This is a genomic window from Gillisia xinjiangensis (genome assembly GCF_046298265.1).
GTDB lineage: Bacteria > Bacteroidota > Bacteroidia > Flavobacteriales > Flavobacteriaceae > Gillisia > Gillisia xinjiangensis.
Map to the genome: position 1 here is coordinate 137,215 of NZ_JBKAHK010000005.1, position 24,840 is coordinate 162,054.

The 24,840-nt window shown below is 39.3% G+C and carries 22 protein-coding genes and 1 tRNA gene; 17 read left to right on the forward strand and 6 right to left on the reverse strand.

Going from position 1 to position 24,840, the window contains the following annotated elements; all coding sequences use genetic code 11:
* The first annotated feature begins 37 nt into the window (after positions 1–37).
* The 16 genes from ACKGJN_RS10125 to ACKGJN_RS10200 all read left to right on the forward strand — a co-directional run bounded on the left by ACKGJN_RS10125 (position 38) and on the right by ACKGJN_RS10200 (position 17,730).
* Positions 38–4,366 carry a CusA/CzcA family heavy metal efflux RND transporter gene (locus tag ACKGJN_RS10125; protein ID WP_409539376.1) on the forward strand — a complete coding sequence of 1,443 codons (4,329 nt, stop codon included), beginning with the start codon at positions 38–40 and terminating at the stop codon, positions 4,364–4,366.
* Entirely contained in the window at positions 4,366–5,496 is a 1,131-nt protein-coding gene (locus ACKGJN_RS10130) for an efflux RND transporter periplasmic adaptor subunit (RefSeq protein WP_409539377.1), read from the forward strand. The genes ACKGJN_RS10125 and ACKGJN_RS10130 overlap by 1 nt, the downstream gene beginning before the upstream one ends.
* A gap of 717 nt (positions 5,497–6,213) precedes the next feature.
* A complete protein-coding gene (locus tag ACKGJN_RS10135; protein WP_409539378.1) occupies positions 6,214–6,828 on the forward strand; it encodes a TetR/AcrR family transcriptional regulator in 615 nt (204 codons plus the stop codon).
* On the forward strand, positions 6,825–8,090 hold the full coding sequence (locus tag ACKGJN_RS10140) for a TolC family protein (RefSeq protein ID WP_409539379.1): 1,266 nt from the start codon (positions 6,825–6,827) through the stop codon (positions 8,088–8,090). The genes ACKGJN_RS10135 and ACKGJN_RS10140 overlap by 4 nt, the downstream gene beginning before the upstream one ends.
* Before the next feature lie 6 nt (positions 8,091–8,096).
* Positions 8,097–8,990, forward strand: a complete 894-nt coding sequence (locus tag ACKGJN_RS10145) for an HlyD family secretion protein (RefSeq protein WP_409539380.1) — start codon at positions 8,097–8,099, stop codon at positions 8,988–8,990.
* A gap of 18 nt (positions 8,991–9,008) precedes the next feature.
* Positions 9,009–9,944 (forward strand): ABC transporter ATP-binding protein, encoded by a 936-nt coding sequence (locus tag ACKGJN_RS10150; RefSeq protein ID WP_409539381.1) that lies wholly within the window; start codon positions 9,009–9,011, stop codon positions 9,942–9,944.
* Positions 9,934–10,671 carry an ABC transporter ATP-binding protein gene (locus ACKGJN_RS10155; protein ID WP_409539382.1) on the forward strand — a complete coding sequence of 246 codons (738 nt, stop codon included), beginning with the start codon at positions 9,934–9,936 and terminating at the stop codon, positions 10,669–10,671. Before ACKGJN_RS10150 ends, ACKGJN_RS10155 begins: the two co-directional genes overlap by 11 nt.
* A gap of 101 nt (positions 10,672–10,772) precedes the next feature.
* A complete protein-coding gene (locus ACKGJN_RS10160; RefSeq protein ID WP_409539383.1) occupies positions 10,773–11,879 on the forward strand; it encodes an ABC transporter permease in 1,107 nt (368 codons plus the stop codon).
* Positions 11,879–13,000 carry an ABC transporter permease gene (locus ACKGJN_RS10165; RefSeq protein ID WP_409539384.1) on the forward strand — a complete coding sequence of 374 codons (1,122 nt, stop codon included), beginning with the start codon at positions 11,879–11,881 and terminating at the stop codon, positions 12,998–13,000. The genes ACKGJN_RS10160 and ACKGJN_RS10165 overlap by 1 nt, the downstream gene beginning before the upstream one ends.
* A gap of 31 nt (positions 13,001–13,031) precedes the next feature.
* The gene (locus ACKGJN_RS10170) at positions 13,032–13,427 is read left to right on the forward strand and encodes a hypothetical protein (RefSeq protein ID WP_409539385.1); all 396 of its coding nucleotides are present in this window, start codon (positions 13,032–13,034) and stop codon (positions 13,425–13,427) included.
* Positions 13,424–13,885, forward strand: a complete 462-nt coding sequence (locus tag ACKGJN_RS10175; protein WP_409539386.1) for a DUF2141 domain-containing protein — start codon at positions 13,424–13,426, stop codon at positions 13,883–13,885. The genes ACKGJN_RS10170 and ACKGJN_RS10175 overlap by 4 nt, the downstream gene beginning before the upstream one ends.
* 101 nt (positions 13,886–13,986) lie before the next feature.
* Positions 13,987–14,886 (forward strand): hypothetical protein, encoded by a 900-nt coding sequence (locus ACKGJN_RS10180; RefSeq protein ID WP_409539387.1) that lies wholly within the window; start codon positions 13,987–13,989, stop codon positions 14,884–14,886.
* Positions 14,887–15,182: 296 nt separating this feature from the next.
* Entirely contained in the window at positions 15,183–15,890 is a 708-nt protein-coding gene (locus tag ACKGJN_RS10185; RefSeq protein WP_409539388.1) for a VIT1/CCC1 transporter family protein, read from the forward strand.
* Positions 15,891–16,251: 361 nt separating this feature from the next.
* On the forward strand, positions 16,252–16,506 hold the full coding sequence (locus ACKGJN_RS10190) for a cupin domain-containing protein (RefSeq protein ID WP_409539389.1): 255 nt from the start codon (positions 16,252–16,254) through the stop codon (positions 16,504–16,506).
* 712 nt (positions 16,507–17,218) lie between these two features.
* A complete protein-coding gene (locus ACKGJN_RS10195; protein ID WP_409539390.1) occupies positions 17,219–17,443 on the forward strand; it encodes a type II toxin-antitoxin system ParD family antitoxin in 225 nt (74 codons plus the stop codon).
* Positions 17,444–17,481: 38 nt separating this feature from the next.
* Positions 17,482–17,730: a type II toxin-antitoxin system RelE/ParE family toxin gene (locus ACKGJN_RS10200; RefSeq protein WP_409539565.1), complete on the forward strand. Its 249-nt coding sequence runs from the start codon at positions 17,482–17,484 to the stop codon at positions 17,728–17,730.
* A gap of 521 nt (positions 17,731–18,251) precedes the next feature.
* On the opposite strand, the gene ACKGJN_RS10205 is transcribed toward ACKGJN_RS10200, so the two are convergent.
* From ACKGJN_RS10205 to ACKGJN_RS10220, 4 genes are all read right to left on the reverse strand, one after another.
* Positions 18,252–18,325: transfer RNA gene (locus tag ACKGJN_RS10205), tRNA-Pro, on the reverse strand.
* A 131-nt stretch (positions 18,326–18,456) separates the two neighbouring features.
* Positions 18,457–19,761, reverse strand: a complete 1,305-nt coding sequence (locus ACKGJN_RS10210) for a cryptochrome/photolyase family protein (RefSeq protein WP_409539391.1) — start codon at positions 19,759–19,761, stop codon at positions 18,457–18,459.
* Positions 19,761–20,459: an SDR family NAD(P)-dependent oxidoreductase gene (locus ACKGJN_RS10215; RefSeq protein WP_409539392.1), complete on the reverse strand. Its 699-nt coding sequence runs from the start codon at positions 20,457–20,459 to the stop codon at positions 19,761–19,763. Before ACKGJN_RS10215 ends, ACKGJN_RS10210 begins: the two co-directional genes overlap by 1 nt.
* A gap of 15 nt (positions 20,460–20,474) precedes the next feature.
* On the reverse strand, positions 20,475–20,984 hold the full coding sequence (locus ACKGJN_RS10220) for an SRPBCC family protein (protein ID WP_409539393.1): 510 nt from the start codon (positions 20,982–20,984) through the stop codon (positions 20,475–20,477).
* A gap of 146 nt (positions 20,985–21,130) precedes the next feature.
* On the opposite strand from ACKGJN_RS10220, the gene ACKGJN_RS10225 reads away from it, so the two are divergent.
* A complete protein-coding gene (locus ACKGJN_RS10225; protein ID WP_409539394.1) occupies positions 21,131–21,979 on the forward strand; it encodes a DUF2911 domain-containing protein in 849 nt (282 codons plus the stop codon).
* 156 nt (positions 21,980–22,135) lie between these two features.
* Here the strand turns inward: ACKGJN_RS10225 and ACKGJN_RS10230 are convergent, their stop codons facing one another.
* Together ACKGJN_RS10230 and ACKGJN_RS10235 are read right to left on the reverse strand one after the other, a co-directional pair.
* Positions 22,136–23,113, reverse strand: a complete 978-nt coding sequence (locus ACKGJN_RS10230) for a Gfo/Idh/MocA family oxidoreductase (protein WP_409539395.1) — start codon at positions 23,111–23,113, stop codon at positions 22,136–22,138.
* On the reverse strand, positions 23,091–24,812 hold the full coding sequence (locus ACKGJN_RS10235; protein WP_409539396.1) for a sodium:solute symporter family protein: 1,722 nt from the start codon (positions 24,810–24,812) through the stop codon (positions 23,091–23,093). Before ACKGJN_RS10235 ends, ACKGJN_RS10230 begins: the two co-directional genes overlap by 23 nt.
* Positions 24,813–24,840: the final 28 nt, after the last annotated feature.

The window sequence follows — 24,840 nt, forward strand, 5'->3', positions numbered from 1 at the left end:
TTCATCCTTGTGGATCATCTAGAATTGAATTTTATCTATGCTTTCAAAGATCATTAAATTCAGCTTGGAGAATAAGCTGATCGTTCTGCTGTTCACACTATTTATGGTAGGCTACGGTTTCTATTCCCTAACCCAAATTCCAATTGGGGCAGTACCAGATGTCACCAACAACCAGGTACAGGTAATCACCACTTCCCAAAATCTTTCTACGCAGGATATGGAGCAATTTATTACCTATCCTGTAGAACTGGAAATGGCAAATTTACCGGGAGTACTCGAGATACGTTCTGTATCGAAATTTGGACTTTCCGTGGTTACCATTGTTTTTGAAGATGCTTTGGGCACATATCTTCCTAGGCAACTGATTGCCGAAAAGATCAAATCGGCATCACAAAACATCCCTGAAGGCTTCGGAACTCCGGAAATGGGTCCCATCACCACAGGCCTTGGTGAAATTTACCAGTATATCCTTGATACAAAACCGGGCTATGAGAACAGGTATTCTGCAACAGAATTGCGTACTATCCAGGACTGGATCGTAAAACGGCAGTTATCTGGTATCCCCGGTGTGGTGGAGGTAAACAGCTGGGGTGGAAAACTAAAGCAATATGAAGTTGCAATCAATACTGAAAAATTGATGGCGATGAACATTTCTGCTACCGATGTTTTCACTGCGTTGGAAAAAAATAACAGTGTTGCTGGCGGTGGATATATTGAAAGGGTCAATCAGGCTTATTTCATTAGGGGAGAAGGTTTGGTGGGCTCCCTGGAGGACATAGAAAATATCGTGGTAACCAATTTAGGAGCCAATCCTGTTTACATAAAGGATATAGCTGAAGTTGGTTTTGGCTTTGCCACCCGCTATGGAGCCATTACCGGGAATGGGGAAGGGGAAAAGGTGCTGGGCCAGGTGATGATGATCAAGGACGGAAACAGTAAAAAAGTAATTGAAGCTGTTCAGGAGCGGGTAGCTTTTATTTCCCAAAGCCTGCCAGAGGGAGTCTATATTAATGGTTTTCTTGACAGAAGCGTCCTTATAGGAAAAACCACTTTTACCATCATAGAAAACCTTCTTTTGGGATGCCTCATCGTGATCTTTGTTGTTGTGCTGCTGTTAGGGAATTTTCGCTCCGGGCTGGTAGTTGCTTCAGTGATCCCATTGTGTTTACTGTTCGCGCTTTCGATGATGTATATTTTTGGAGTGGATGCAAATTTAATGAGCCTGGGAGCCATCGATTTTGGGATCATTATAGATGGAGCAGTAATTATTGTGGAATTTATCGCCTTCAGGATTACAACCCAAAAAGATGAACTGGTCAATCTTGATAAAGCTGAAAGAAGGCTGGCACAGGACAGGATTACTTATGCAGGGGCAACAAAAATGATGAATTCTGCCGTTTTTGGACAGCTTATTATTCTCATCGTTTTTATCCCGATCCTTTCCTTAAGCGGGGTGGAAGGAAAAATGTTTAAACCAATGGCCCTTACCTTCAGTTTTGCATTGATAGGGGCTATGATCCTTTGCTTTACCTATGTTCCGGTGATGTCCTCTCTTTTTCTGAAACCTACGAACCTTTCAGATAAAAATATATCGGTAAGACTTATGAGGGCTGTTACCCGTGCCTATGAACCTTCCATAAAATTCGCACTTTCAGCAAAATCATTTGTGCTGGGGCTTTCCGGTTTACTCCTTGCCATTTCCATCTACATCTTTACAACTATGGGCGGGGAATTTGTCCCAACCCTGGATGAAGGGGATTTTGTAATTCAACCCATACTTAAAACAGGTACTTCCCTTAGCGAGACCATTAAAATCACGACACAGATTGAGACCATCCTGTTGGAAAATTTTCCGGAGGTGGACCAGATCGTTACCCGTATTGGAGCTGCAGAGGTTCCTACAGATCCCATGTCCATGGAAGAGAGTGATGTGATAATCACCCTAAAACCCAAGGGAGAATGGGTTAGTGCGGAAACTAAGGATGAGCTGGCAGATAAATTTAAGGAAGCCATGCGTGTAATCCCGGGAATGGAAGTAGAGTTTACCCAGCCCATTGAAATGAGATTTAATGAATTGATTACCGGAGTACGGGCAGATATTGCCATAAAAATATTTGGGGAAGACCTCTCTGTCCTGAGCAACCAGGCTTTTAAAATTGAGCAATTGATTCGGAATGTGGAAGGTGCTGCGGATATCACTGTTGAAAAAGTGGAAGGATTGCCGCAAATGAACGTGAAATATAACCGAAAAAAGATCGCCAGGTACGGCTTGAATATTACCGATCTCAATGAATTTATAAGCATGGGTTTTTCCGGCCGAACCGTGGGAAGTGTCTTTGAAGGTGAAAAACGTTTTGACCTCGTTGTACGATTAGATGAAAGTGGGCGTCGTGACATCGCCAGTCTCGAGAACCTATATGTGGACCTACCTGCGGGTGGCAAAATTCCGCTGCGGGAACTGGCAGAGATCACCTACCAGACCGGAGCAGCCAAGATCTCACGTGATGACACCCGCCGCAGGATTGTGGTGGGTGTCAATGTCCGAAATCGTGACCTCCAGAGTGTGGTAGACGATATGCAGGATCTCATCGATAAGAATATCCAGCTGCCAGTAGGATACAGCATCACCTATGGAGGTCAGTTTGAAAATCTCCAGAGTGCCAAGGCCAGGTTGATAATTGCAGTTCCGGTAGCCTTGGTACTCATTTTTATCTTGCTGTATTTCGCATTCAAATCGGTAAAGGAAGCCTTGATTATTTATTCGGCTATTCCACTGGCGGCGGTGGGAGGTGTCCTGCTCTTATGGCTTCGGGATATGCCGTTCAGTATCTCAGCCGGGGTTGGGTTTATAGCCCTTTTTGGAATCGCGGTGCTCAATGGAATTGTTCTTATAGAACATTTTAAAGATCTAAAAAAGGAGGGAATGAAGCATAATGATGACCTGGTGATTAAAGGAGCAAAAGACAGGCTAAGGGCGGTACTTCTTACCGCTTCTGCAGCCGCATTTGGATTTCTGCCTATGGCGATTTCTACCAATGCAGGGGCAGAAGTGCAAAGGCCCCTGGCAACAGTTGTTATTGGAGGTTTGGTAACGGCCACTATATTGACCCTGGTGGTTGTGCCGATCTTGTATTCTATTTTTGGAGATACCGGGCTAAAACCAAGGATAAAGAAAAAGGGCAAAAAATTGCTGTTTTTACTGCTGCTTTTTAGTGTTCCGGGATTTGCCCAGGAACAACCACTTAATTTTGAGGAGATAAAGCAGCTGGCAAGGGAAAACAATGCCGGATTAAAAGCTTCTTCCCTGGAGGTGCGGGAATCTGAGGCTTTAGTAAATTCGGCCTTTGATTTTGCCAATACGGAAGTTTACTATCATTATGACCAGAATAATCTGACACTAAATGATAAACCCTTAGAGGTTTATGGCGTTCGGCAGGAATTTTCTTTTCCCACGGTTTATACCGCTACCCGCAGAAGGAATCTCGCCGGGGTTGAGGTAGAGTCCAGTCGTTATGACCTGGAAAGTTTACGGCTGGAGGGCGCCGTGGCATCTGCCTATTACCGGTTGCAGTATGAACTGGAGCGGGAGCAGGTATATACATATTTGGATAGCCTCTACGAAAGCTTTTCCTATTCTGCCAGGCGTAGGTTTGAACTGGGGGAGACCAATTATCTGGAAATGATCACCGCTCAGGCCAAACAAAGGGAGTTGCAAACCCGGTACAGGCAGGCCGGGGAAGATATTATTACCGCCCGAGAGGAATTGTTAAGGTTGGTGCAGGCAACTCAGCCTTTTAACGTGGCACAGTTCCCGCTGCCTAAACTGGAGGTGCGGGATCTTGGTTTTGAAAATAATGCGCTGCTGGGCTATGCGGAAGCACAGATCGATTTTCAAAATGAAGAAAAGAAATTAAGTCGGAACCGGTTGCTACCGGATATTACTTTTGATTATTTCAATGGAAGCAATTCCGGACTTGATGTCAATTTATATGGATACCAGGTGGGACTGAAGATCCCGATTTTGTTCACTGCGAAATCTGCCAGGATCAGGGCCTTTTCCATCGCAGAAGAACGGGTTGCCGAAGAAGCCAAAGATCTCAGAAATAATCTGCAGGCGAGATACCTTCAGCTTCAGTCGCAATTGCGGAAACACGGGGAAACCCTGTCATATTTTGAAGAAGAGGGCAGGGAACTTTCAGAAGAAATATTAAAAACTGCGAACCTGGGATACAAGCATGGGGAAATAGATTTCTTCCAGTATATTCAAAGCCTGGAGAGTGCCAATGAGATTATACTTTCATACCTGGATAGCCTGAATGCTTATAACCAAACAGTGATTGCCATAAATTACTTAATCCTTGACTAATGAAAAAAATCAATTATATACTCCTTCCTGTTTTAATGTTCTCGATATATTCATGTAAAGAAGCAGAAGAAGATCCGGAGGAACCACAAGCTAAATCCAATGAAATTATCATTTCCAGCGCGCAGTTTGAGAGCAGCGGTATGGAATTGGGCACCCTGGAAACCCTTGAATTCCCGCAAATCGTTAGAACCACCGGTGAAATAGATGTTCCGCCGGAAAATAGAGCGGTTATAAATGCTTTTGTAGGGGGCTATATTAAAAGAAATCCCTTGCTGGTTGGTGATGCCGTGAAAAAAGGTCAGGCCCTGGTCACGCTGGAAAACCCGGAATATATAACGATGCAGCAGGAGTACCTGGAAGTAACAGAGCAGTTGAGGTATTTAAAATCTGAATTTGAACGGCAGGAAACCCTTTTCGAAGAAAAAGTGACTTCAGAAAAAAAATTCCTGCAGGCAGAAAGTGAATACCGCAGGAACCTGGCGATGTATAATGGATTTAGGCAAAAACTGCGAATGCTGAATATAGATCCCGCAGCTGTGGAACAGGGTAGGATCACTTCAGAAATCACCATTTACGCTCCTATAAGTGGGAATATCACTGCTGTAGATGTGAGCAAGGGAATGTTTGTTTCCCCAGAGGACCGTATCATGGAGATCGTGCAAAAGGACCATATGCACCTGGAACTTATAGCTTTTGAGAAGGACGTTATGCAGCTGAAAAAGGGTCAGGAGATCATTTTTAGAACTCCCGAAGCAGTCTCAAATTCCTTTCCTGCAGAAGTTTACCTGGTGGGCACAGTCATAGACAGGGAGACCAGAACCATTACCATACACGGACATTTACCGGATAGCGTGGTGGATGGTTTTACCGTAGGAATGTTTGTGGAAGCCGGGATCATTACCAGCAAAACAGAACAACAGGCACTCCCGGAAGAAGCTGTAATAAGCCAGGAAGGTTTTTCATATGTCCTGCAACTGGAGCGGGAAGAAGGAGGGGATTATATTTTCAAAAAGAAGGAAGTGGTAACCTCCGGGACTTATAACGGCTATAAAGCAATAGGGAATGCAGCCGACTTTGAAGCGGGTGCACGTTTCCTCACCCGCGGAAGCTTTAGATTGATAGGAGAGTAAGAAGATGTATTAATTCTTTTTGGAGGTTGATTTATTGTCTGAAATTTAGATCGGCCTATTAGATATCACCCGTTAATATCGAACAGCTTTTATAATGTAAACGTGATATTTTAACCATCAAACAGCACAACAAAAAAGGCCACATATTTAAGATTATATCCATAAATAATAATTCAAAAGCGAATAAGTAACTTGAAAAAAGCATTAAAAGTTCATGAATTCACTAGAAAACAACAAATTTTAGATTTTGTAAATCTGAATTCGGAACAATTGGATATTTTAAGTATTAGCTCTATTCAGGTATCTTAGGAATATAAACACTTTTTTACGGTACTATGATAAATAGGTTCCTTGGCTTGTAAACGGAATATTTGTTCCAATTGGTGAAGTGTTCAGCTTTCCTTTGAATTAAAATTATTGCTTTCCTTACAGTTTTAAATTTAAAATGAGGTCAAAAAACCCCGGGTTTCCTGACCAATAAATCCTGAATAAAAAACTCACTTTAAGTATTTCCTTTTTTTTCCCGATGCGTTTTTATTGCAGGAGTGAATTATTTCCATTACCCGATTTATTGACTATCCCCGTGAATATTTTTGGTTTCTCAAAACCAAAAATGGCCGACCAGAATTAAAAAAGAAGAAGAATTAGAAAAAGTTTATAAAAATAGTTATATTTGTCAACCATTTGGTTAATTCATTTGGTTAAACAATTTAGTTGATGAAAACGAAAGACGAAAATACAGAAGATCATATCTTAAATGCTGCTGAAAATGTGTTTCAGCGCAAGGGAATGGATGGGGCAAGAATGCAGGAGATCGCTGATGAAGCAGGAATAAATAAAGCTATGCTCCATTACTATTACCGAAGCAAACGCTTTTTGTTTGAGGCCGTTTTTACAAAGGCCTTTTCCCTGATTGCTCCTGAGATCAACCGTGTATTGAATGAGGATACCGGCCTTTTTCAAAAGATTGAAAACTTCACTCATAGCTACATTACTTTTATGCAAAAGCATCCTTACCTGCCAAATTTTGTTATCCAGGAGCTTAACCGGGATGCAGATTTCATCAAGGTCCTGCAGGCCAAAAAAGGCTTTCCCGATTTCCGGAAATTTCAGGCCCAGGTAGAAAAAGAAGTGCAGGATGGAACTATTAAACCTATAAAGGCCGAGCAGCTTTTTATTCATCTCCTGTCACTCAATATTTTTCCCTTCCTGGCTGCTCCATTGATCAAAGGTTTTCTGAAAATTGATGATTCAGAATACAAACATCTTATGGAAGAGCGAAAAGAAGAGATTACAGGAATTTTAATCAATTACATACAAGTTAAGGAATGAAAAAGATACATGTTTTAATGCTGCTTTTGTTCTCTATGGCTTCTCCTGCTCAGGAAATCCTGACTCTTGGAGAATGTTATGATCTGGCAGAAAAAAATTATCCATTGGTTAGTCAAATCTCACTGCTGGAAGAAAAAGCCGTCAGGGAACAGGAAGCGATACAAAAGGATTATTTGCCAAAACTCAACCTCAATGCAAAAGCAAGTTATCAATCGGATGTTACGGAAATTCCGATAGATTTTGGCGAACAGAGTTTCGAATCGGTTGATAAGGATCAATACCGGGCCAGCCTGGATGTTGAACAATTGATATTTAATGGAGGTCGCATAAATGCACGAAAGAAACTTACTGATATTGAATTACAGTCGCAGTTACAGGAAGTAAGGATTACTCTTTACCAAATAAAGAAAAGGATCAACAGCTACTATTTTGGTGTCCTGCAGCTTCGGGAGCAAATGGAACTATTGGACTCCAAAGCAAATGTGCTGGCCGAACGGACCAAGGAACTGGAAACCCAGGTTAAATATGGAACAGCTTTACCTGCTTCAGAGAACGTTTTAAAGGCTGAAAAATTAAAAGTTAATCAACAACAGGATGAATTGGAATCCCAGCTGCATACCGCACTAAAAACCCTCTCGGCTTATATTGCCAAACCTGTAGACACTACTACTATCCTGGAGTTACCTGAACAGGAAATGGCTTTTGAGGCCGGGGGATTACGGCCCGAAACTGCATTTTTCAAACTCAAAGAAGAAGAGCTCGATCAAAACAAAGACCTGCTCTCAAAAAGCCTTTTTCCAAATATCTATGGATTTGCGCAGGGAGGCTATGGTAAACCGGGTTATAATTTCCTTGATAATTCATTTCAGGATTTTTACATGGTCGGAGTGAAACTGAACTGGAATGTTTTTGACTGGGGAAAGGTTAAAGAACAGAAAAAATCAATTGATATTTCAAAGGATCTGATCAATGCAGAAAGAGAAACCTTCAATTTCAATAACAATATTGAACTGGAGGAGGCGCAGATGAGAATTGACAAGATTCAAAAATTGCTGATCAGGGACAGGGAAATCATAGTTTTACGTGAGGATATCGTAGAAACCTCAAATTCACAACTAAACAATGGAATTATCACTCCTTCAGATTATTTAACCGAATTCAACAATTTATACGAAGCAAAAATAAACCAACAACTTCACGAGATCGATCTTGAAATGGCGAAAGCAAATTACAAGGTGATCAAAGGAAATTCTGAAAAATAAACCACGATGAAAAAAAGAATAGCAATACTGATATCATTTTCAATTTTCGGCTTTACATCCTGCAGTGATGAGGACAGGGCAGACGGGTATGGAAACTTTGAGGCCACAGAAATCACAATTTCTTCAGAAGCCCAGGGGAAAATAAAACATTTCAATATTCAGGAAGGGGATGAAATTGAAGCAGGAATTCAGGTGGCTCTTATTGATACTACCCAGCTTCATTTGGAAAAACAGCAGTTATTGGCTTCTAAAAAAACAGTAGCATCTAAATCCCAGGGTGTTTTTTCTCAGATAGAAGTTTTAAATCAAAAATTAAAACTGGTTGAACGGGAGGAAAGGAGAATGAAGAATCTTTTTGCCGAAAAGGCTGCAACACAAAGGCAGGTAGACCAGGCTGAAGGTGAAGTTAACGTAATAAGGGAAGAGATAAATAATGTTAAAACTAAAAACTCGCCTATTGTGAATGAGGTTCAATCGATTGAAGCTCAAATTGCAAAGATCGATGATTTGATAGAAAAAAGTATGGTGGAGAATCCATTAAAAGGAACCGTATTAGCCCAGTATGCGGAGGCCGGCGAAGTTACCAGTTTTGGGAGACCATTATACAAGATTGCCGATATGGAGATTTTGACCCTGCGCGTGTACATAAGTGAAACCCAGCTTTCAGATATTCAAGTGGGACAGGATGTACAGGTGAAAATTGATTCAAAAAAGGAAGATATGAAATCTTATCCCGGGAGAATTACATGGATCTCCTCCTCGGCGGAATTCACCCCTAAAACGATTCAAACCAAGGAAGAAAGAGCCAATCTAGTCTATGCAGTAGACGTAAAAGTAGCGAATGACGGTTCCCTTAAAATAGGAATGCCTGCTGAAATGTGGTTGTCAGCATCAGAGTAGATCAATAAAAACAGCAGCATGAGCATCACATTAAATAATATTACCAAATCTTACAAAAAGGTCACGGCTGTGGAGAACATCTCCTTTGATGTGAAACAGGGGGAACTGTTTGGGCTTATTGGCCCGGATGGCGCAGGAAAAACAACCCTTTTCAGGATACTTACCACGCTGCTTTTCGCTGATAAAGGACAAGCTACAGTTGCAGGCTATGATGTAGTGAAGGATTATACGAAAATCCGAAATTCGGTAGGGTATATGCCTGGGAAATTTTCCCTCTACCAGGATCTGACTGTTGAAGAAAACCTGGAGTTTTTTGCTACAATTTTCGGTACTACCGTAGAAGAGAATTACGATTTGATCAAAGATATTTATGTCCAGATTGAACCTTTCAAAAAAAGAAGGGCCGGAAAACTCTCAGGAGGAATGAAACAAAAGCTGGCACTTTCCTGTGCCCTTATTCATAAGCCCAAGGTTTTATTCCTGGATGAGCCCACTACCGGAGTAGACCCGGTTTCCCGAAAGGAATTCTGGGATATGTTGAAAAGACTGAATGACAAAGGAATTACGACTTTGGTTTCAACTCCATATATGGACGAAGCGTCTCTTTGCGACCGGATCGCGCTTATCCAGGCCGGGAAAATACTTAAAATCGATTCTCCCTCAAATATTATTGATCAGCATGAGAAGCAAATCTTCAATGTAAAAGCCCATGATATGCATGCGGTTATTACAGATTTAAAGGAATTTCCGGGGAATGAGAGTATTTATGCTTTTGGAGAATTTGTCCATTACACCCATTCAAATTCAGACTTTTCACCTGAAAACCTTAAAAGATATTTATCAGAAAAAGGTCATAAGGATATTCGTATTGAGCCAACCACTCCGGGAATTGAAGATGTTTTCATGGATCTGGCAAGGACTAAGGACTTAAAACCTGCAGCAAATGAAGTCTGAAGAAACAGTTATAGAGGTGGAGAACCTTACCAAGAAATTTGGTGAATTCACCGCAGTAAATGAAATTGCCTTTAAAACGTATAAAGGAGAGATTTTTGGTTTCCTGGGAGCAAATGGTGCGGGTAAAACCACAGCGATGAAAATGCTCATCGGGATCTCAAAACCAACTTCAGGAGAGGCATCTGTCACAGGTTTGGATGTTTATTCGCAAACGGACCAGATCAAGAGGAATATAGGTTATATGAGTCAGAGATTCTCTATGTATGATGATCTCACCATAAAAGAGAACATCACCTTTTTCGGGGGGATATATGGGCTTGACCGAAAAACAATAAAAACAAAAATTCAGGAAATAATTGAAAGTTTGGGATTGGAAGATGTAGCCAATAAACTGGTTGGGGCACTTCCATTGGGCTGGAAGCAGAAACTGGCTTTTTCGGTAGCTTTAATCCATGACCCCAAGATCGTTTTTCTGGATGAGCCCACAGGGGGTGTAGATCCCATAACCCGAAGGCAATTCTGGGAATTGATTTATAAACAGGCTTCACAAGGAACAACTGTATTTGTTACCACACATTATATGGATGAAGCCGAATATTGTGACCGGGTTTCCATCATGGTAGAAGGAAAAATTGAGGCGCTGGACACCCCTGAAAATTTGAAAAAGGAGTATAAGGTCGATTCCATGGATGGCGTTTTCCTTAAGCTGGCAAGAAATATCGAATAATTTAATAAACTTATGAAATGAGCATAACGGAAACTCGATGCAAACACCAATGAAGATATGCGAATTACATATGACCAATAAAAAACAATAAGTATCTACATATGAAACGTTTTATAGGATTTGTAAAAAAGGAGTTTTATCACATTTTTCGTGATAGAAGATCCATGTTTATTTTATTTGGAATGCCTGTAGCCCAGATCCTGCTCTTCGGTTTTGCCATAACCAATGAAATCAATAATGTAGAAATTGGGATCCTGGATAAGTCAAAAGATAATGAGACCCTAAAAATAATCAACAAAATAAATGCCTCAGAATATTTCACGATAGATAATGTTGTGGAAAATGAAAATGAATTAGAAGCTGTTTTCAAAAAAGGGGAAGTTAAAGCTTTCCTGGTCTTTGAAGAAGGATTCGCTGAAAATCTACATGCGCTCCATCTTGGAAAGATCCAGGTAATAACCGATGCTACAGAACCCAATACGGCGAACACCATCGTTAATTACGTGCAGTCCATAATTCAACATTATCAGCAGGAACTGAACAGTACATCCGCTCCGGGTGTTCAAATAGATATTCAGACTCGGATGTTCTATAATGCGGAGCTTAAAAGTGTATTCAATTTTCTGCCAGGGGTCATGACAGTTATACTCATGCTGGTATCTGCTATGATGACCTCCATTTCAATTACACGGGAAAAAGAATTGGGAACTATGGAAATCTTACTGGTATCTCCATTGAAACCTTTCCAGGTGATTATAGGGAAAGTATTCCCTTATATCTTCCTTTCCATTATAAATGCTTTGGTCATTCTTATTCTGGGTGTAACAGTTTTTGGAATGCCCATAGAAGGCAGTTTGATCCTCCTGGCTTTTGAAACCGTATTGTTCATTATTACTGCGCTCTCCCTGGGAATTTTGATCTCGACAATTGCTGAAACCCAGCAGGCAGCAATGATGATCTCACTTATGGGATTGATGTTGCCCGTGATCCTTTTATCTGAATTCATCTTTCCTATTTCCAGTATGCCTGCTCCGCTGCAATATATCAGCCACTTTATTCCTGCAAAATGGTTTATAATAATTCTGAAAGGTATCCTGCTTAAAGGAGTTGGACTTGTTTATCTATGGAAGGAAACAGTGATCCTGATTGTTATGGCTGTTTTTCTGATTGTCCTGAGTATTAAAAAATATAAAATAAGATTAGAATAATGAAGACAATTGGATATATCATACAGAAGGAGTTCCGGCAAATATTCAGGAACAAAGGGATGTTACCCATTATCTTTGTTCTTCCCTTACTGCAGTTGATAGTTTTATCGAATGCAGCCACCTTCGATATTGAAAATATTAAATTCTCCTATGTAGACCAGGACAGAAGCTCAACTTCCAGATCCCTTGTTAAGAATTTTGAGGCCTCCACCTATTTTAATGTGCTTCAATCCTTCCCTTCCCACAGGCTGGCTTATGAGGCCATGGAAAAAGGAGAAGTAGATGTTATCCTTGAGATCCCTTCAAATTTTCACACGGACCTTATTCGCGAGCAGCAGGCTGATCTGGGTGTATACATCAATGCCATAGATGGTTCAAAAGCAGGAGTAGAAAGTGTTTATGTCAATCAGATCATCAAAAAATTTAACAGGAATATTGCCATTAGCGCCATCGGTTTTAATCCCCAACAAAATCAGAAAATTGAAGTTTTAAACGTCCCTTCCTTCTGGTACAATAATACGCTGAACTACAAAATATTTATGGTACCGGGAATCCTGGTGCTACTGGTTACTATGCTAACTCTTTTTCTATCGGGAATGAACATTGTGCGGGAAAAGGAAATAGGAACCCTGGAGCAAATCAATGTTACCCCAATAAAGAAGTACCAGTTCATAATTGGAAAATTATTTCCATTCTGGGCGTTGGGACTACTTATTATGACGGTAGGTCTTCTTATTTCGAAGATCATTTTTGCAGTGCCAATGATAGGAAGCATTCCGCTTATTTATCTGTTTACCTCTGTTTATCTCCTGGTGGTTTTGGGTATGGGCTTGTTTATATCCAATTACACCGATACGCAACAGCAGGCTATGTTTATTGCCTGGTTCTTTATTGTTATTTTTATTCTGATGAGTGGCCTCTTCACGCCAATAGAGAGTATGCCAGATTGGGCTCAAAAAATAACCCTGTTGAATCCTATCAGGTATTTTGTGGAAATAATCAGAATGGTAATGCTCAAAGGATCTGGCTTTAAAGATATTATTCCGCAGTTAGCGATCATTTCAGGGTATGCCCTTATTATGAATGCGCTGGCTGTTTGGAGTTATAAAAAAACAAATTAAGATTAGGCACATCATTCAATAAAACAAAGAAATGGGCATATTTAAATCGGAAAACCTCTTGAGTTTAGCTGTCGCAATATTGGGAGTAATAACCTTATTTGCCAGTAGTTCTGTTCTATTCGGGTATTCAGACATATTGGGAAAAGAGGGAAATTACCCTTCATTCGTTCTGTGGGGGAATCTTATTACCGGCCTGCTATATCTGTTGGTCGCTATAGGGTTTAAATATTCCAAAAAATGGACTTTGCAGCTTTTACTGGGAATCCTGATAATTCTTATTGTCAACCTTATTGTTTTTATTTTCTTCCTGATAAATGGAGAAAATTACGAAACAGAAACCCTGAAGGCGCTTTCCTTTCGAATAGCTATTACCGGGACTCTTGCCTTCTTTGCATTTAAAAAAGACCTTATAAAAAATAAAAAATGAAAACAAACATAAAGACCTTACTGGTCCTGCTGGGCATTTTTACATTTGGATCCTCAATGGCACAAGCACCTCAGGAAAACCTCTATTCAGTTATTATTAATGTTGAGAATTTAAGGAATTCAAAAGGGGTGGTGCAATACGCTTTATATAACAGGGATGGATCCATTCCCGACGAAAAATATGAAAGATACTATAGAAAAGAGATCGCGGAAATAAGCAATGACAGATCCACACTAACTTTTAATGACTTGCCGGAAGGAAAGTATGCCATATCTATTTTACACGATGAAAATGAAAATGGAAAAATAGACAAGAAATTTCTTTTGCCCATACCAAATGAAGGTGTTGGTATCTCAAATTATCAATCCATCGGATTTTCAAATCGTCCCAACTTTTCTAAGGCCAGCTTCCCGGTAGATTCAAATATGACAATGGATGTTAAAATTATTTATATGTAATGAAATATAAAAGAGAAGAAAATCCTTCACACAAAAATTATTGTTAGGATATTATTCCTGAATTATCTGTAAGGAGTATACAGAACAAAATGAATGTGCTTATGAAACCACGCGATTACCTGTTTTTATTTGTTTGTTTTATCTCAAACCTTGCTTTTGCACAGTCAGTTGCAGAAACAACATCAAATCTTAGCTTAGATCAAATTGCATTGGTAAATCAGGGTGATAGCTATATTACCTTTCCCACCGACATTGGGAATTTAGAGCCACTTATTTTTGAGGCCAATGTAAGCCCCGGGTTTAAAATTCGCGAGCGGAAAGATTCAAGATTAATGGCGGTTCTTACCCCGCAAATTATCGTCAGGATGTATGACGAATTCTCCTACCCGGTAAGAACACCCAGCTATATGCCTAATATTACATTTTATTTTTTAACTGGAAGTGAACGATCCATAAATAAACTTAGTTTATTTGGGAAAATAGCGCATCATTCCAATGGGCAGAATGGAGATTTTTATGATAAAAATGGAACTATCAATTTGATATCCGGAAATTTTGCCACTAATTTCATCGAGCTGGGATTCCTCAAAGCATTTTATAACAATAAGCATAATGCTTTCAGGTTTTTTAAAAGTTCTGTTGAGTTTCATCCAAAAACCTGGATGCTCGATGAAATGCAGGGAAAATACAGTGGATTGCGCTGGCATAACACCTTTTTAGCATATAAGCTTCCTTTGAACGGCAATTATTCAGGGAACAGCAAAGCCAATTTCTCTGTAAAGGCTGAAACCAGTTGGATGATGGACAATGTGAATGACTGGGAAACTTTTGATTTAAACAGACTTAATGCAAGTTTGAGATTTTATTATCATCCAAAATTCCTGGAAGATATTGGCCTGTTTGTCCAATTTTATCACGGAATGGACTATTATAATATCTATTTTCAGCATCAAATAAGTGTCATTCGTTTTGGAATAATGACTGAAACCTTAAGGTTTTAGCCAATTGAAGATGGTCTGGATCATATTTTATCAAATTAAGCATATTAAACATCCAGCAGACAATGACTCCCCACTTTAATCCAAATCACCTTTGTTTCTTCAGGCAAATAATAGAAGTCTCACTGGCTTCTCTTCGCTGAAATGATTTCACTCAAAATCTAAACTATCACCAACCTCAACTTTACAATAACGCTCTACTTATAAATTTAAAATGACCATAAAAAACAATGATTTTCCCTTATATTTATAAGGGAAAACTAGATTGGGCGCAATTTGAAACAACAGACAGAAAATAAATGAAAAAGGTAACGATAGACAATTACTTAGATCCCCATTACATAAACCGAAGCAATTGGTTAAGAGCTGCTGTTTTGGGTGCAAACGATGGAATAATATCTGTTGCAAGTCTTGCAATTGGTGTTGCTGCTGCAAGTTCAACAAGAGAACCTATTCTTTTAGCAACCGTAGCAGGACTTGTTGCTGGTGCATTATCTATGGCCGCTGGAGAATATGTTTCTGTAAGTTCGCAAACAGACACCGAAAAAGCAGATATTGAAAGAGAAAAATTAGAGATTGAAGAAATGCCGGAAACAGAGTTGAATATGTTAGCTCAAATCTATGAGAATAGGGGACTAAAAAAGGAAACAGCAAAGCAAGTAGCTCTTGAAATGACTGAATACGATGCATTGGGGACCCATATTAGAGATGAATTGGGAATAAATGAGATAAGTCAGGCCAACCCAATACAAGCAGCCATAGCATCAGGTGCGTCATTTACTGTTGGTGGCGTATTGCCACTTTTGGTAGTGCTTTTTACACCATTAAAAGGAATGGAATATTGGCTTTACGGTTTCACAACTATATTTCTTATTATTTTAGGAGCAACCTCTGCAAAAACAGGAGGTTCAGGTGTAAAAATAGCAATTTTACGAATTACAATATGGGGCACAATTGCAATGGGACTATCGGCTTTAGTAGGATATATCTTTGGCGTTACTGTATAATTTTAAAATTTAATAAATTTGAATCAAGCACATTTTCATTTAGCGGTAATTCTTAGCGGTAATTCTGGGCAAAGAGGGGTTAAAAAATTTCGTAACCGCAGATAAAAACTTGCATAATAAAGCTAAGTAGCTTGCCCAGGCGGCCGACGATAAGAAGTTGGATCAGATTGTCAACCGGACGACGGAACTGATCCAGCGATGCAACAGCTGCCACGTGAAGTTCCGGGTTCCTCTAAGGGACAACCCAAAAAGGTTGGAACGTTGAATCAAGGTCAACTATGATTATATCATGAAAAAACACTTAGAAACAGCAAAAACCTTCAATCTGAAAGAGCTTATATCTTATTCGGACGCATCAACTGTGAGTAAGATACTATCCAAAAATTCAAACGGGAATACCACTCTTTTTGCATTTGATAAAGAGCAAGAACTTAGTGAACATACCGCTCCTTTTGATGCAACAGCCATCATCATTGACGGAGAATGTCAGATAACTATAAAGGGTGTCGAGTATCAGCTTAAAGAAGGAGAGATGATAATTATGCCAGCTAATGTGCCACATTCTTTAACAGCTACTGAACGTTTCAAAATGCTTTTGATCATGATCAAAGAATAGTTTGCAAAGTAAAATGATTCTTAAGAAAATTGCTCTCAAAAGTCAGTTTTGGACTGCCCGAAAATGCCGTGAAAAAACTCAAGCTTATTTATAAATGAAAATCAGGGCTTTAACAGGGGGATTTGGTATTATTGGTTATGTAGGAATTAATAAATTTCCGGGGCTAACATTTTTTAAAACTGAACAGAAAACAGGATGATTATAATTGGAAAATACATCGTAATCCTGTTTGGGATACATGTTATTTTTGCTGGATTCCTTATGCTTTTTGCCCCAAAAAAAGCAGTAAGGATTTTAAGAAAAGCCGGCAGTACCAATTTTATAAACTATACAGAAATTACAATCAGATTAATTCTGGCTATTGTAATTATTTTATATTCCGATTTTTCCAAATTTCCCGAGGCGTTTTATATTTTAGGATGGTTTATGTTAATAACTTCTGTGATACTTTTTGGCGTACCGAGAAGCATACATCATAATTATTCAACGAAAAGCGCAGCTATACTTAAGCCATTTTATTTCCGATTGATTGCGCCATTTGCATTTTTATTTGGCGGTTTGATAATTTATAATGCGCTCTAGCGGTATTTGCGACATTTATTAAATTGAAACAACCGGGAGTCGACCTGAGATCTCTGATTCGAAAAAATCAAAAACGGTTTTTCCTATTTTTCATAAATATGTCTATATTTGATAGATATAGACAAAAGTCATGAATATAAGTTTCACAAAAAAGCAGGAAGAATATATCTCCAGGCAAGTAGCTTCCGGAGAATACCAGAATAACAGCGAAGTTATAAGAGATGCTTTACGGCTTCACGGCATCTATCGCGAAAAAGTCATTCAGGATTTAAGAAGAGAAATTGAAATGGGTTGGGACGGCCCGGATAGTTCTTTGACTATGGATCAAATTATTGAAACCAGGAAAAAGTCTTGATGGATTATTATAATCTATCAGAAAAAACTTAGGAAGATATTGATTCCATTTATGATTGTGGGCGTCAGAAATTTGGAAAAGACCAGGCTTTAAATTATTTGATTGAACTGAGATCTTATTTTGAACTTCTCCTGAAAAATATTAATATAGGTAAGCACCGTGATGAAATAAAGGAAGGGCTTTTCAGCTTTCCTTATGCTTCGCATATTATTTTCTACCGGATTTTTAAAAATCACATTCGAATTGTACGTGTACTTCACGGAAGTCGAGATTTGAGAAAATTTTAGATCTTTGAAGATTTAAAGAATCCTAATTACATCCGTCGCTGGAAATACAAAAGGTATTGCGTGCTTTCGCCTGCAACTTTTCTTGTTTTTTCCTCCCCGCTAGCAAAGTGAACTTTACGGGACAACAGGATTTAGATAATCCTAATTACATCCATCGCTGGAAATACAAAAAGTATTGCAGGCTGCCACCTGCAACTTTTCTTGTTTTTTCTCCCGTATGCAAAGGGAACTTTACGAGACAACAGGATTTAGATAATCCTAATTACATCCATCGCTGGAAATACAAAAAGTATTGCAGGCTGCCACCTGCAACTTTTCTTGTTTTTTCTCCCGTATGCAAAGGGAACTTTACGAGACAACAGGATTTAGATAATCCTAATTACATCCATCGCTGGAAATACAAAAAGTATTGCAGGCTGCCACCTGCAACTTTTCTTGTTTTTCCTCCCCGTATGCAAAGTTCCTTTGCACGGGTTTCAAAAACAAGAAAAGTGATACTCTCGCATCACTTTTTGTGCTTGTCGGGATGACAGGATTTGAACCTGCGACCACACGGCCCCCAGCCGTGCATGCTACCGGACTGCACCACATCCCGATTCTGGTAACGATTGCAAATAAAGTCGGTTATAAAGAATAATCAAAGCAGAAACGTAAGTTTTTTAAATGCTGCTCATTTTTTAATCTTACCAGAGTGCTTTACTCATTACAAGTGATTTTTTTAAAAGATTATTCTGAAACCGCCTCTTTGTAAACCCGTAATGCCCGTTCCCGGGCTTCTTTATGATCTACCATCATCTCCGGATAGTCATCCGTGTCAAATTCCTTTACATATTTCTTAATATATGTATGATCTTTATCGTAATCCTTAATTTGTGTTGTTGGATTAAAAATCCTGAAGTAAGGAGCTGCATCTACGCCACAGCCTGCTACCCATTGCCAGTTCCCTACATTGGAAGCCATTTCATAATCGAGTAATTTTTCGGCGAAATATGTTTCTCCCCATCGCCAGTCTATCAACAAATGCTTGCATAAAAAACTGCCTACCAGCATCCGTACCCGGTTGTGCATAAATCCTGTTTCATTGAGTTGCCGCATTCCTGCATCAACCAGCGGATATCCCGTTTTTCCAGTTTTCCAAAGCTCAAATTCAGCTTCATTATTGCGCCAGGGTATCCGGTCATATTTCTTTTTAAAAGATTCATTTTCTATCCGCGGAAAGTGATACAGGATTTGCATAAAAAACTCCCTCCAAATAAGCTCATTCCAGAAGATCTCATTTTTTTCAGAAATAGCTTTTTTAATCATTTTCCGAATTCCTACTGTTCCAAATCTTAAATGAGGTCCTAAATGTGATGTCGCATCCAGGGCAGGATAATTCCGCTTTGCCTCATATTCCTGAATAAGGCCTGGGGTAACTTCATAGTCGGGAACTTTTATTTTTGATGCTTTAAATTCGATATCCGATAAACTCAAATTGGGCAAGCGGGAATTTTTGACCATATTATCTATGTGCTGACTAGTATAATGAATTTTAAGGTCGATTTTCTTAAATTCCTCTTTCCAAATTCGCATATAAGGCGTGTAAACCACATAAGGATCGCCATCTTTTTTTACCACTTCATCCTTCTCAAAGATCACCTGATCTTTAAATGTATGAAATTGGACATTTTCTGATTCGAGCAATTTTTCTATTTCGGAATCCCGTTCCTTAGAATAAGGCTCGTAATCCCGGTTTGTGAAAACCTGTTGAATTTTATAATTTTTCAAAAGATCTTTAAACACCTGCGAGGGTTTTCCCTGATATATAGCCAGGGAACTTTCATTTTCTTGTAATTCCTTTCGCATTTTCTGAAGGTTCTCATGTATAAAAGAAACCCGGGCATCGTCTTTGGGTAATTTTTCAAGAATCTCTGTGTCGAATATAAAAATGGGTAACACCGGAAAATCACTTTTTAGCGCCTCCAGAAAGCCCACATTATCATCTAATCTCAAATCTCTTCTAAACCAGAATACCGATACTTTTTCGCTCATTAATTTAAATTTATAGTAGAAAGACCGCCGTCCATACCAAGAACCTGTCCGGTCATCCAGCTGCTTTTTTCCGAAAGTAAAAATACTACTAAATTGGCAATATCTTCAGCTTCTCCAACGCGTTTTAAGGGATGACGTTCGTCCATCTTTTTCTTTTTGTCATCGTTGGAAAGCAATTTTTCAGCCAGCGGAGTATTGGTGAGGGAAGGGGCAATCACATTGACCCTGAAACTCGGTGCATATTCAGCTGCCAAAGCCTTTGAAAAACCTTCTATAGCTCCTTTGGCTGCTGCAACACTGGTGTGAAAAGGCATTCCAACTTTTACTGCAACAGTGCTAAAAAACACCAGGCTTGCCTGTTCAGAATTTTTCAACTTTGGTAATAAGCCCTGAACAACCTTGACGAGGGACATGAAATTAAGATTCATATCTTCCTGAAATGCCTCCGGTTTCAGCATTTTGAACGGTTTTAAATTAATACTTCCGGGGAAGTATACCAAACCATCTATGGTATCGGGAAGATCCAGATCTTCGATTTTGTCTTGTGTCACATCAAACTCAAGATGCGTAACATTCAAATCGGCTAATTGTTCCGAAGTGCGGGATGCGATAAACACATTATGATCTTCAGCAAGATTTTTGGCTGTTTCCAGACCTATTCCGTGGGAACCTCCTATTAAAATTATATTTTTTTTCATGCCTATTTTTTTTAATTAATTTAAGATGTCTTGTTTCAGGGTTGTGGGTTTAACATCCTGAGAGGAATATTCCCCGAATAAAGCGGTTAATTTTTTTCTTCGGTAATTAAAGATTTCCTGAAGTTTTGGGGCAACCAGTAAAGGGTGCACCAGCTGACCTAAAATTCCGAAAGGAAGTTTATAATCTACAATATCCTCCATTTCCACTCCACCTTCAATAGGATGGATAAAATGTTTGTGATGCCAAAGTGCATAAGGCCCAAACCGCTGTTCGTCCACAAAATATTCACCTTCTTTTACGTGGGTGATCTCTGTCACCCATTTGGTTTTTATCCCGGCAACAGGTGTAACGATATATTGAATAAGTTGCCCGGGATACATACCCCTATCTGCACCTGAAAGTATATTAAAGCCCATATATTCCGGGGTAATAGTCTTTAAATTTTTAGGATCTGATAAAAATTCCCAGGCTTCGTTTACACTAATGGGAAGTTTTTGTTTTGTATGAAGCGTGTATATTTTCATGTCTTTCAAATTATTCTACAAATCTAAAACATATTTTGTTTAATAAAAATAATAAAAAGTTAAACAAAAATTAATTTTTAGTGGTAAAAAAATAAGCTGATAAAACCTTCAATTATGTATCTTTGAGAAAACAAACATATTATTTTATGAAAAAACTATTATTTTTTTTATGTACAGGAATGTTCATTCTTGGAGCAAGCGCCCAAATTCAGGCACCACAACCAAGTCCATTTTCTAAACTTGAGCAAAAAGTTGGGCTTACCGATGTTACAATCGAGTATTCAAGACCTGGAATGCGGGATCGTGTGATCTTTGGAAATCTGGTTCCCTTTGGCAAAATATGGCGCACCGGTGCAAACGAAAACACCAAAATTACTTTTAGCGATGATGTTGAAATAGCAGGAAAGTCCCTAAAAAAGGGAACTTATGCCTTATTTACCAAACCTGGAAAGGATTCCTGGGAGGTGATGTTCTATTCGGATGCTACGAACTGGGGAACTCCTGCAAACTGGGATGACAGCAAAGTGGCTCTTACCGCTACTGCCGAAGTTTCTGAACTTCCTTTTGCAATGGAAACATTTAGCATCTTTTTGAACGATTTAAAAAATGATGCTGCAGTATTGAGTATTGTTTGGGAAAATACCGTGGCATCACTGCCAATTAAATTCCCGACAGATGCGAAAACCCTTGCCAGCATTGAAAAAGTAATGAGCGGACCTTCTGCCAATGATTTTTTTGCAGCGGGCTCCTATTATCATGATGCAAAAATCGATAATAAGAAGGCTTTGGAATGGGTTAATAAAGCGCTTGAAATGCAGAATGGGGATGCTCCATACTGGATATTACGTAGAAAATCCCTTATTCAAGCCGATCTTGGTATGAAGAAAGAGGCTATTGCAACTGCAAAACTTTCATTGGCTGCGGCTGAAAAAGCAGGAAACGCCGATTACGTTAAAATGAACAAAGATTACCTTAAAGAATGGGGAGCGAATTGAAAAAATTCAAAGTTCAAAGTTCAAAATTGAAAAGTTCAAAGGCTCTCTTTACCAAGGGAGCTTTTTTTAGTTAATTAAAATCAAGTCTTGGTTCTTGAATCTTGCAGTTACGCTAAAGACGGAACGATCCTGACTCTTTACCAGAGAGTAAAAGCCTCAATAAATTAACCCTATTTTTTCTCTTACTGTATCAAGCAGTGCTATTAATTCACGGCTTTTCTGAAAGGTCATGATCGTACTTTCCGTACGTCCCTCAGCGAGCATTTGCTGCACATGGATCGCTTCATAATTATATCCAAGGGAAGTTACCTCAAAATTGATTTCTTCCTGTTCCCCATCACTATTAATGATTATAGATGTAGGTTCGTGAAACCTATTTTGCAGTGTAACGATGGCGTGTTCAAATTTAATTGTTGCAATGGTAGGGGTTTTAATATTGATTGCACTGGAAAGAACGGCTACAGCCCCATTATTATAAGTAAGATTTATGTCACAACTTTCATCAACACCGGTATTGCTCATTTTTGCCTGAGCTTTTATAGTGGTGGGAACTCCCATTAAGCTTAAAGCTGCAAACAAAGGGTAGATACCTATATCAAGTAAACTTCCGCCACCAAGGACTTTGTTGTACAATCGTTTTTCCGGCAAATAGGGCGCCGCAAAACCGAAATCTGCTTCAAGGATTTTAATTGTTCCGAATTTTTTGGATTTTACAAGATCCAGCAGGTATTGGTAATGCGGGAGAAAATAAGTCCACATGGCTTCCATTAGAAACACCTTGTTTTCTTCAGCAGCATGTATCATTTCTTCAACCTGGCGGGAGTTAATCGCAAAGGGTTTTTCACATAAAACCGCTTTTTTGTTTTTAAGGCAAAGCAGCGTATGTTCATGATGAAATACATGAGGAGTAGCTATATAAATGATATCCACTTCAGTATCCAGAGCCAGTTCTTCATAGCTACCATAACTTTTTTTAAAATGGTATTCAGTGCTAAAGGCCCTTGCTTTTTCAATATCCCGGCTGGCAACTGCATATAATTCTGCTCCAGGGACCATAGCCAGGTCTGTTGCAAATTTCCCGGCTATCTTTCCCGGGCCTATAATGCCCCATTTAAAGGTTCTCGTTGTCGTCATCTAAAGTTATTTTTTCAGGTGAGTGGATGCTTGTTTGCAGTAAAAATGCGATAAGCATAACCAGGGCGCAACCTACTAAATTGAGCCATAAAAAAGGCATTATGTCAAAGAGCCACAATAAAACTATAATTGCCTGGGTAATTAGGGCTGCTACAAAAACAGCGTTGCTTTGCACATACTTGATGAAAAATGCCAGCAAAAATATTCCAAGTACATTTCCGTAGAAAATAGAACCTATGATGTTTACCAGTTGAATGAGATTATCAAATAAATTGGCGAAACTCGCAAATATAATAGCGATTATTCCCCATACCAAAGTGAATAATTTGGAAGCCTTAACATAGTGTTCATCTGATTTTTCCTCCCGCACATTCCGTTTATATAAATCTATGGTTGTGGTTGAACCAAGCGCATTTAATTCGGAGGCGGTTGAAGACATCGCCGCAGAAAGGATCACGGCCAGCAATAATCCTATCAATCCTCTTGGCAGATTATTCAGAATAAAATGGATAAACACATAATCCTTATCATTGGTTTCCATGGCATCATTTGAAGCCAGGATAAGTTCCCTTGCGCGTTCCCGGTTGCCGATTTCTGCAGCATCCAGCTCCTTCATTTTGTTTCGGTACTGCAAATTTTCAAAGGAAGAGGGGATTTCCAAACTTTCCCCATACCGGATTGCTGTAGAATGTTTTTCTACCTGAAGGGCTTCATTACTTTCCATCAAATCCCGGTATTCCCCGGAATATTCAGAATTTAAAACCGCTTCCTGCGCTGCCGGATTAAAGTTTAGCGGGGCCTGATTGAACTGATAAAAAACGAAAACCATCACCCCGGTAAGTAGAATAAAGAACTGCATTGGAACTTTCAGAAGTCCGTTAAAAATAAGTCCCAGTTGCATCTCCTTAACCGATTTTCCGGTAAGATACCGTTGAACCTGGCTTTGATCTGTTCCAAAATAGGAGAGGGCGAGGAAGGTTCCACCAATAATTCCGCTCCAAAATGTGTAGCGATTACTCAGGTCAAATGAAAAGTCAAGTATATCCATTTTGCCATTGGCGCCGGCAATTTGTAATGCATTGCTGAAACTGATGTTTTCCGGGAGATAACTAACTATTAAAAAGAACGCGGTGAACATCCCTGCAAAGATCACTGCCATTTGTTGTTTTTGGGTAACATTTACCGCTTTTGTCCCTCCGGAAACGGTGTAAATGATGACCACAACACCAATTAAAATGGTAAGTGTGTTAAGGTTCCAGCCCAATACTGCCGACAAAATAATAGCTGGCGCAAAAATGGTGATCCCGGCCGCAAGACCGCGTTGAACCAAAAATAATAGTGCGGTTAAAGTTCTGGTCTTAAGATCGAACCTGGTTTCGAGATATTCGTAGGCGGTATAAACTTTTAATTTATGATAGATTGGAATAAAGACCAAACAAATGATAACCATCGCAATTGGAAGTCCGAAATAGAACTGTACAAAGCCCATCCCATCGTGATAAGCTTGTCCCGGAGTAGAGAGAAAGGTGATGGCACTTGCCTGGGTTGCCATTACAGATAAGCCAATGGTCCACCACTGGGCGTCATTTCCACCCCCGATGTAATCTTTCACATTTTTGCTGCCTCGGGTTTTATATACCCCGTAACCTGCAATAAAAATCAATGTTCCAATAAGTACAATCCAGTCTATTAATTGCATTTAGGAGAAAATTTTCATGATGAAGTAG

Coding starts and splice junctions, on each gene's coding strand:
- ACKGJN_RS10125 (WP_409539376.1), top strand. CDS start 38: ATGCTTTCAAAGATCATTAAATTCAGCTTGGAGAATAAGCTGATCGTT.
- ACKGJN_RS10130 (WP_409539377.1), top strand. CDS start 4,366: ATGAAAAAAATCAATTATATACTCCTTCCTGTTTTAATGTTCTCGATA.
- ACKGJN_RS10135 (WP_409539378.1), top strand. CDS start 6,214: ATGAAAACGAAAGACGAAAATACAGAAGATCATATCTTAAATGCTGCT.
- ACKGJN_RS10140 (WP_409539379.1), top strand. CDS start 6,825: ATGAAAAAGATACATGTTTTAATGCTGCTTTTGTTCTCTATGGCTTCT.
- ACKGJN_RS10145 (WP_409539380.1), top strand. CDS start 8,097: ATGAAAAAAAGAATAGCAATACTGATATCATTTTCAATTTTCGGCTTT.
- ACKGJN_RS10150 (WP_409539381.1), top strand. CDS start 9,009: ATGAGCATCACATTAAATAATATTACCAAATCTTACAAAAAGGTCACG.
- ACKGJN_RS10155 (WP_409539382.1), top strand. CDS start 9,934: ATGAAGTCTGAAGAAACAGTTATAGAGGTGGAGAACCTTACCAAGAAA.
- ACKGJN_RS10160 (WP_409539383.1), top strand. CDS start 10,773: ATGAAACGTTTTATAGGATTTGTAAAAAAGGAGTTTTATCACATTTTT.
- ACKGJN_RS10165 (WP_409539384.1), top strand. CDS start 11,879: ATGAAGACAATTGGATATATCATACAGAAGGAGTTCCGGCAAATATTC.
- ACKGJN_RS10170 (WP_409539385.1), top strand. CDS start 13,032: ATGGGCATATTTAAATCGGAAAACCTCTTGAGTTTAGCTGTCGCAATA.
- ACKGJN_RS10175 (WP_409539386.1), top strand. CDS start 13,424: ATGAAAACAAACATAAAGACCTTACTGGTCCTGCTGGGCATTTTTACA.
- ACKGJN_RS10180 (WP_409539387.1), top strand. CDS start 13,987: ATGAAACCACGCGATTACCTGTTTTTATTTGTTTGTTTTATCTCAAAC.
- ACKGJN_RS10185 (WP_409539388.1), top strand. CDS start 15,183: ATGAAAAAGGTAACGATAGACAATTACTTAGATCCCCATTACATAAAC.
- ACKGJN_RS10195 (WP_409539390.1), top strand. CDS start 17,219: ATGAATATAAGTTTCACAAAAAAGCAGGAAGAATATATCTCCAGGCAA.
- ACKGJN_RS10210 (WP_409539391.1), bottom strand. CDS start 19,761: ATGAGCGAAAAAGTATCGGTATTCTGGTTTAGAAGAGATTTGAGATTA.
- ACKGJN_RS10215 (WP_409539392.1), bottom strand. CDS start 20,459: ATGAAAAAAAATATAATTTTAATAGGAGGTTCCCACGGAATAGGTCTG.
- ACKGJN_RS10220 (WP_409539393.1), bottom strand. CDS start 20,984: ATGAAAATATACACGCTTCATACAAAACAAAAACTTCCCATTAGTGTA.
- ACKGJN_RS10225 (WP_409539394.1), top strand. CDS start 21,131: ATGAAAAAACTATTATTTTTTTTATGTACAGGAATGTTCATTCTTGGA.
- ACKGJN_RS10230 (WP_409539395.1), bottom strand. CDS start 23,113: ATGACGACAACGAGAACCTTTAAATGGGGCATTATAGGCCCGGGAAAG.
- ACKGJN_RS10235 (WP_409539396.1), bottom strand. CDS start 24,812: ATGCAATTAATAGACTGGATTGTACTTATTGGAACATTGATTTTTATT.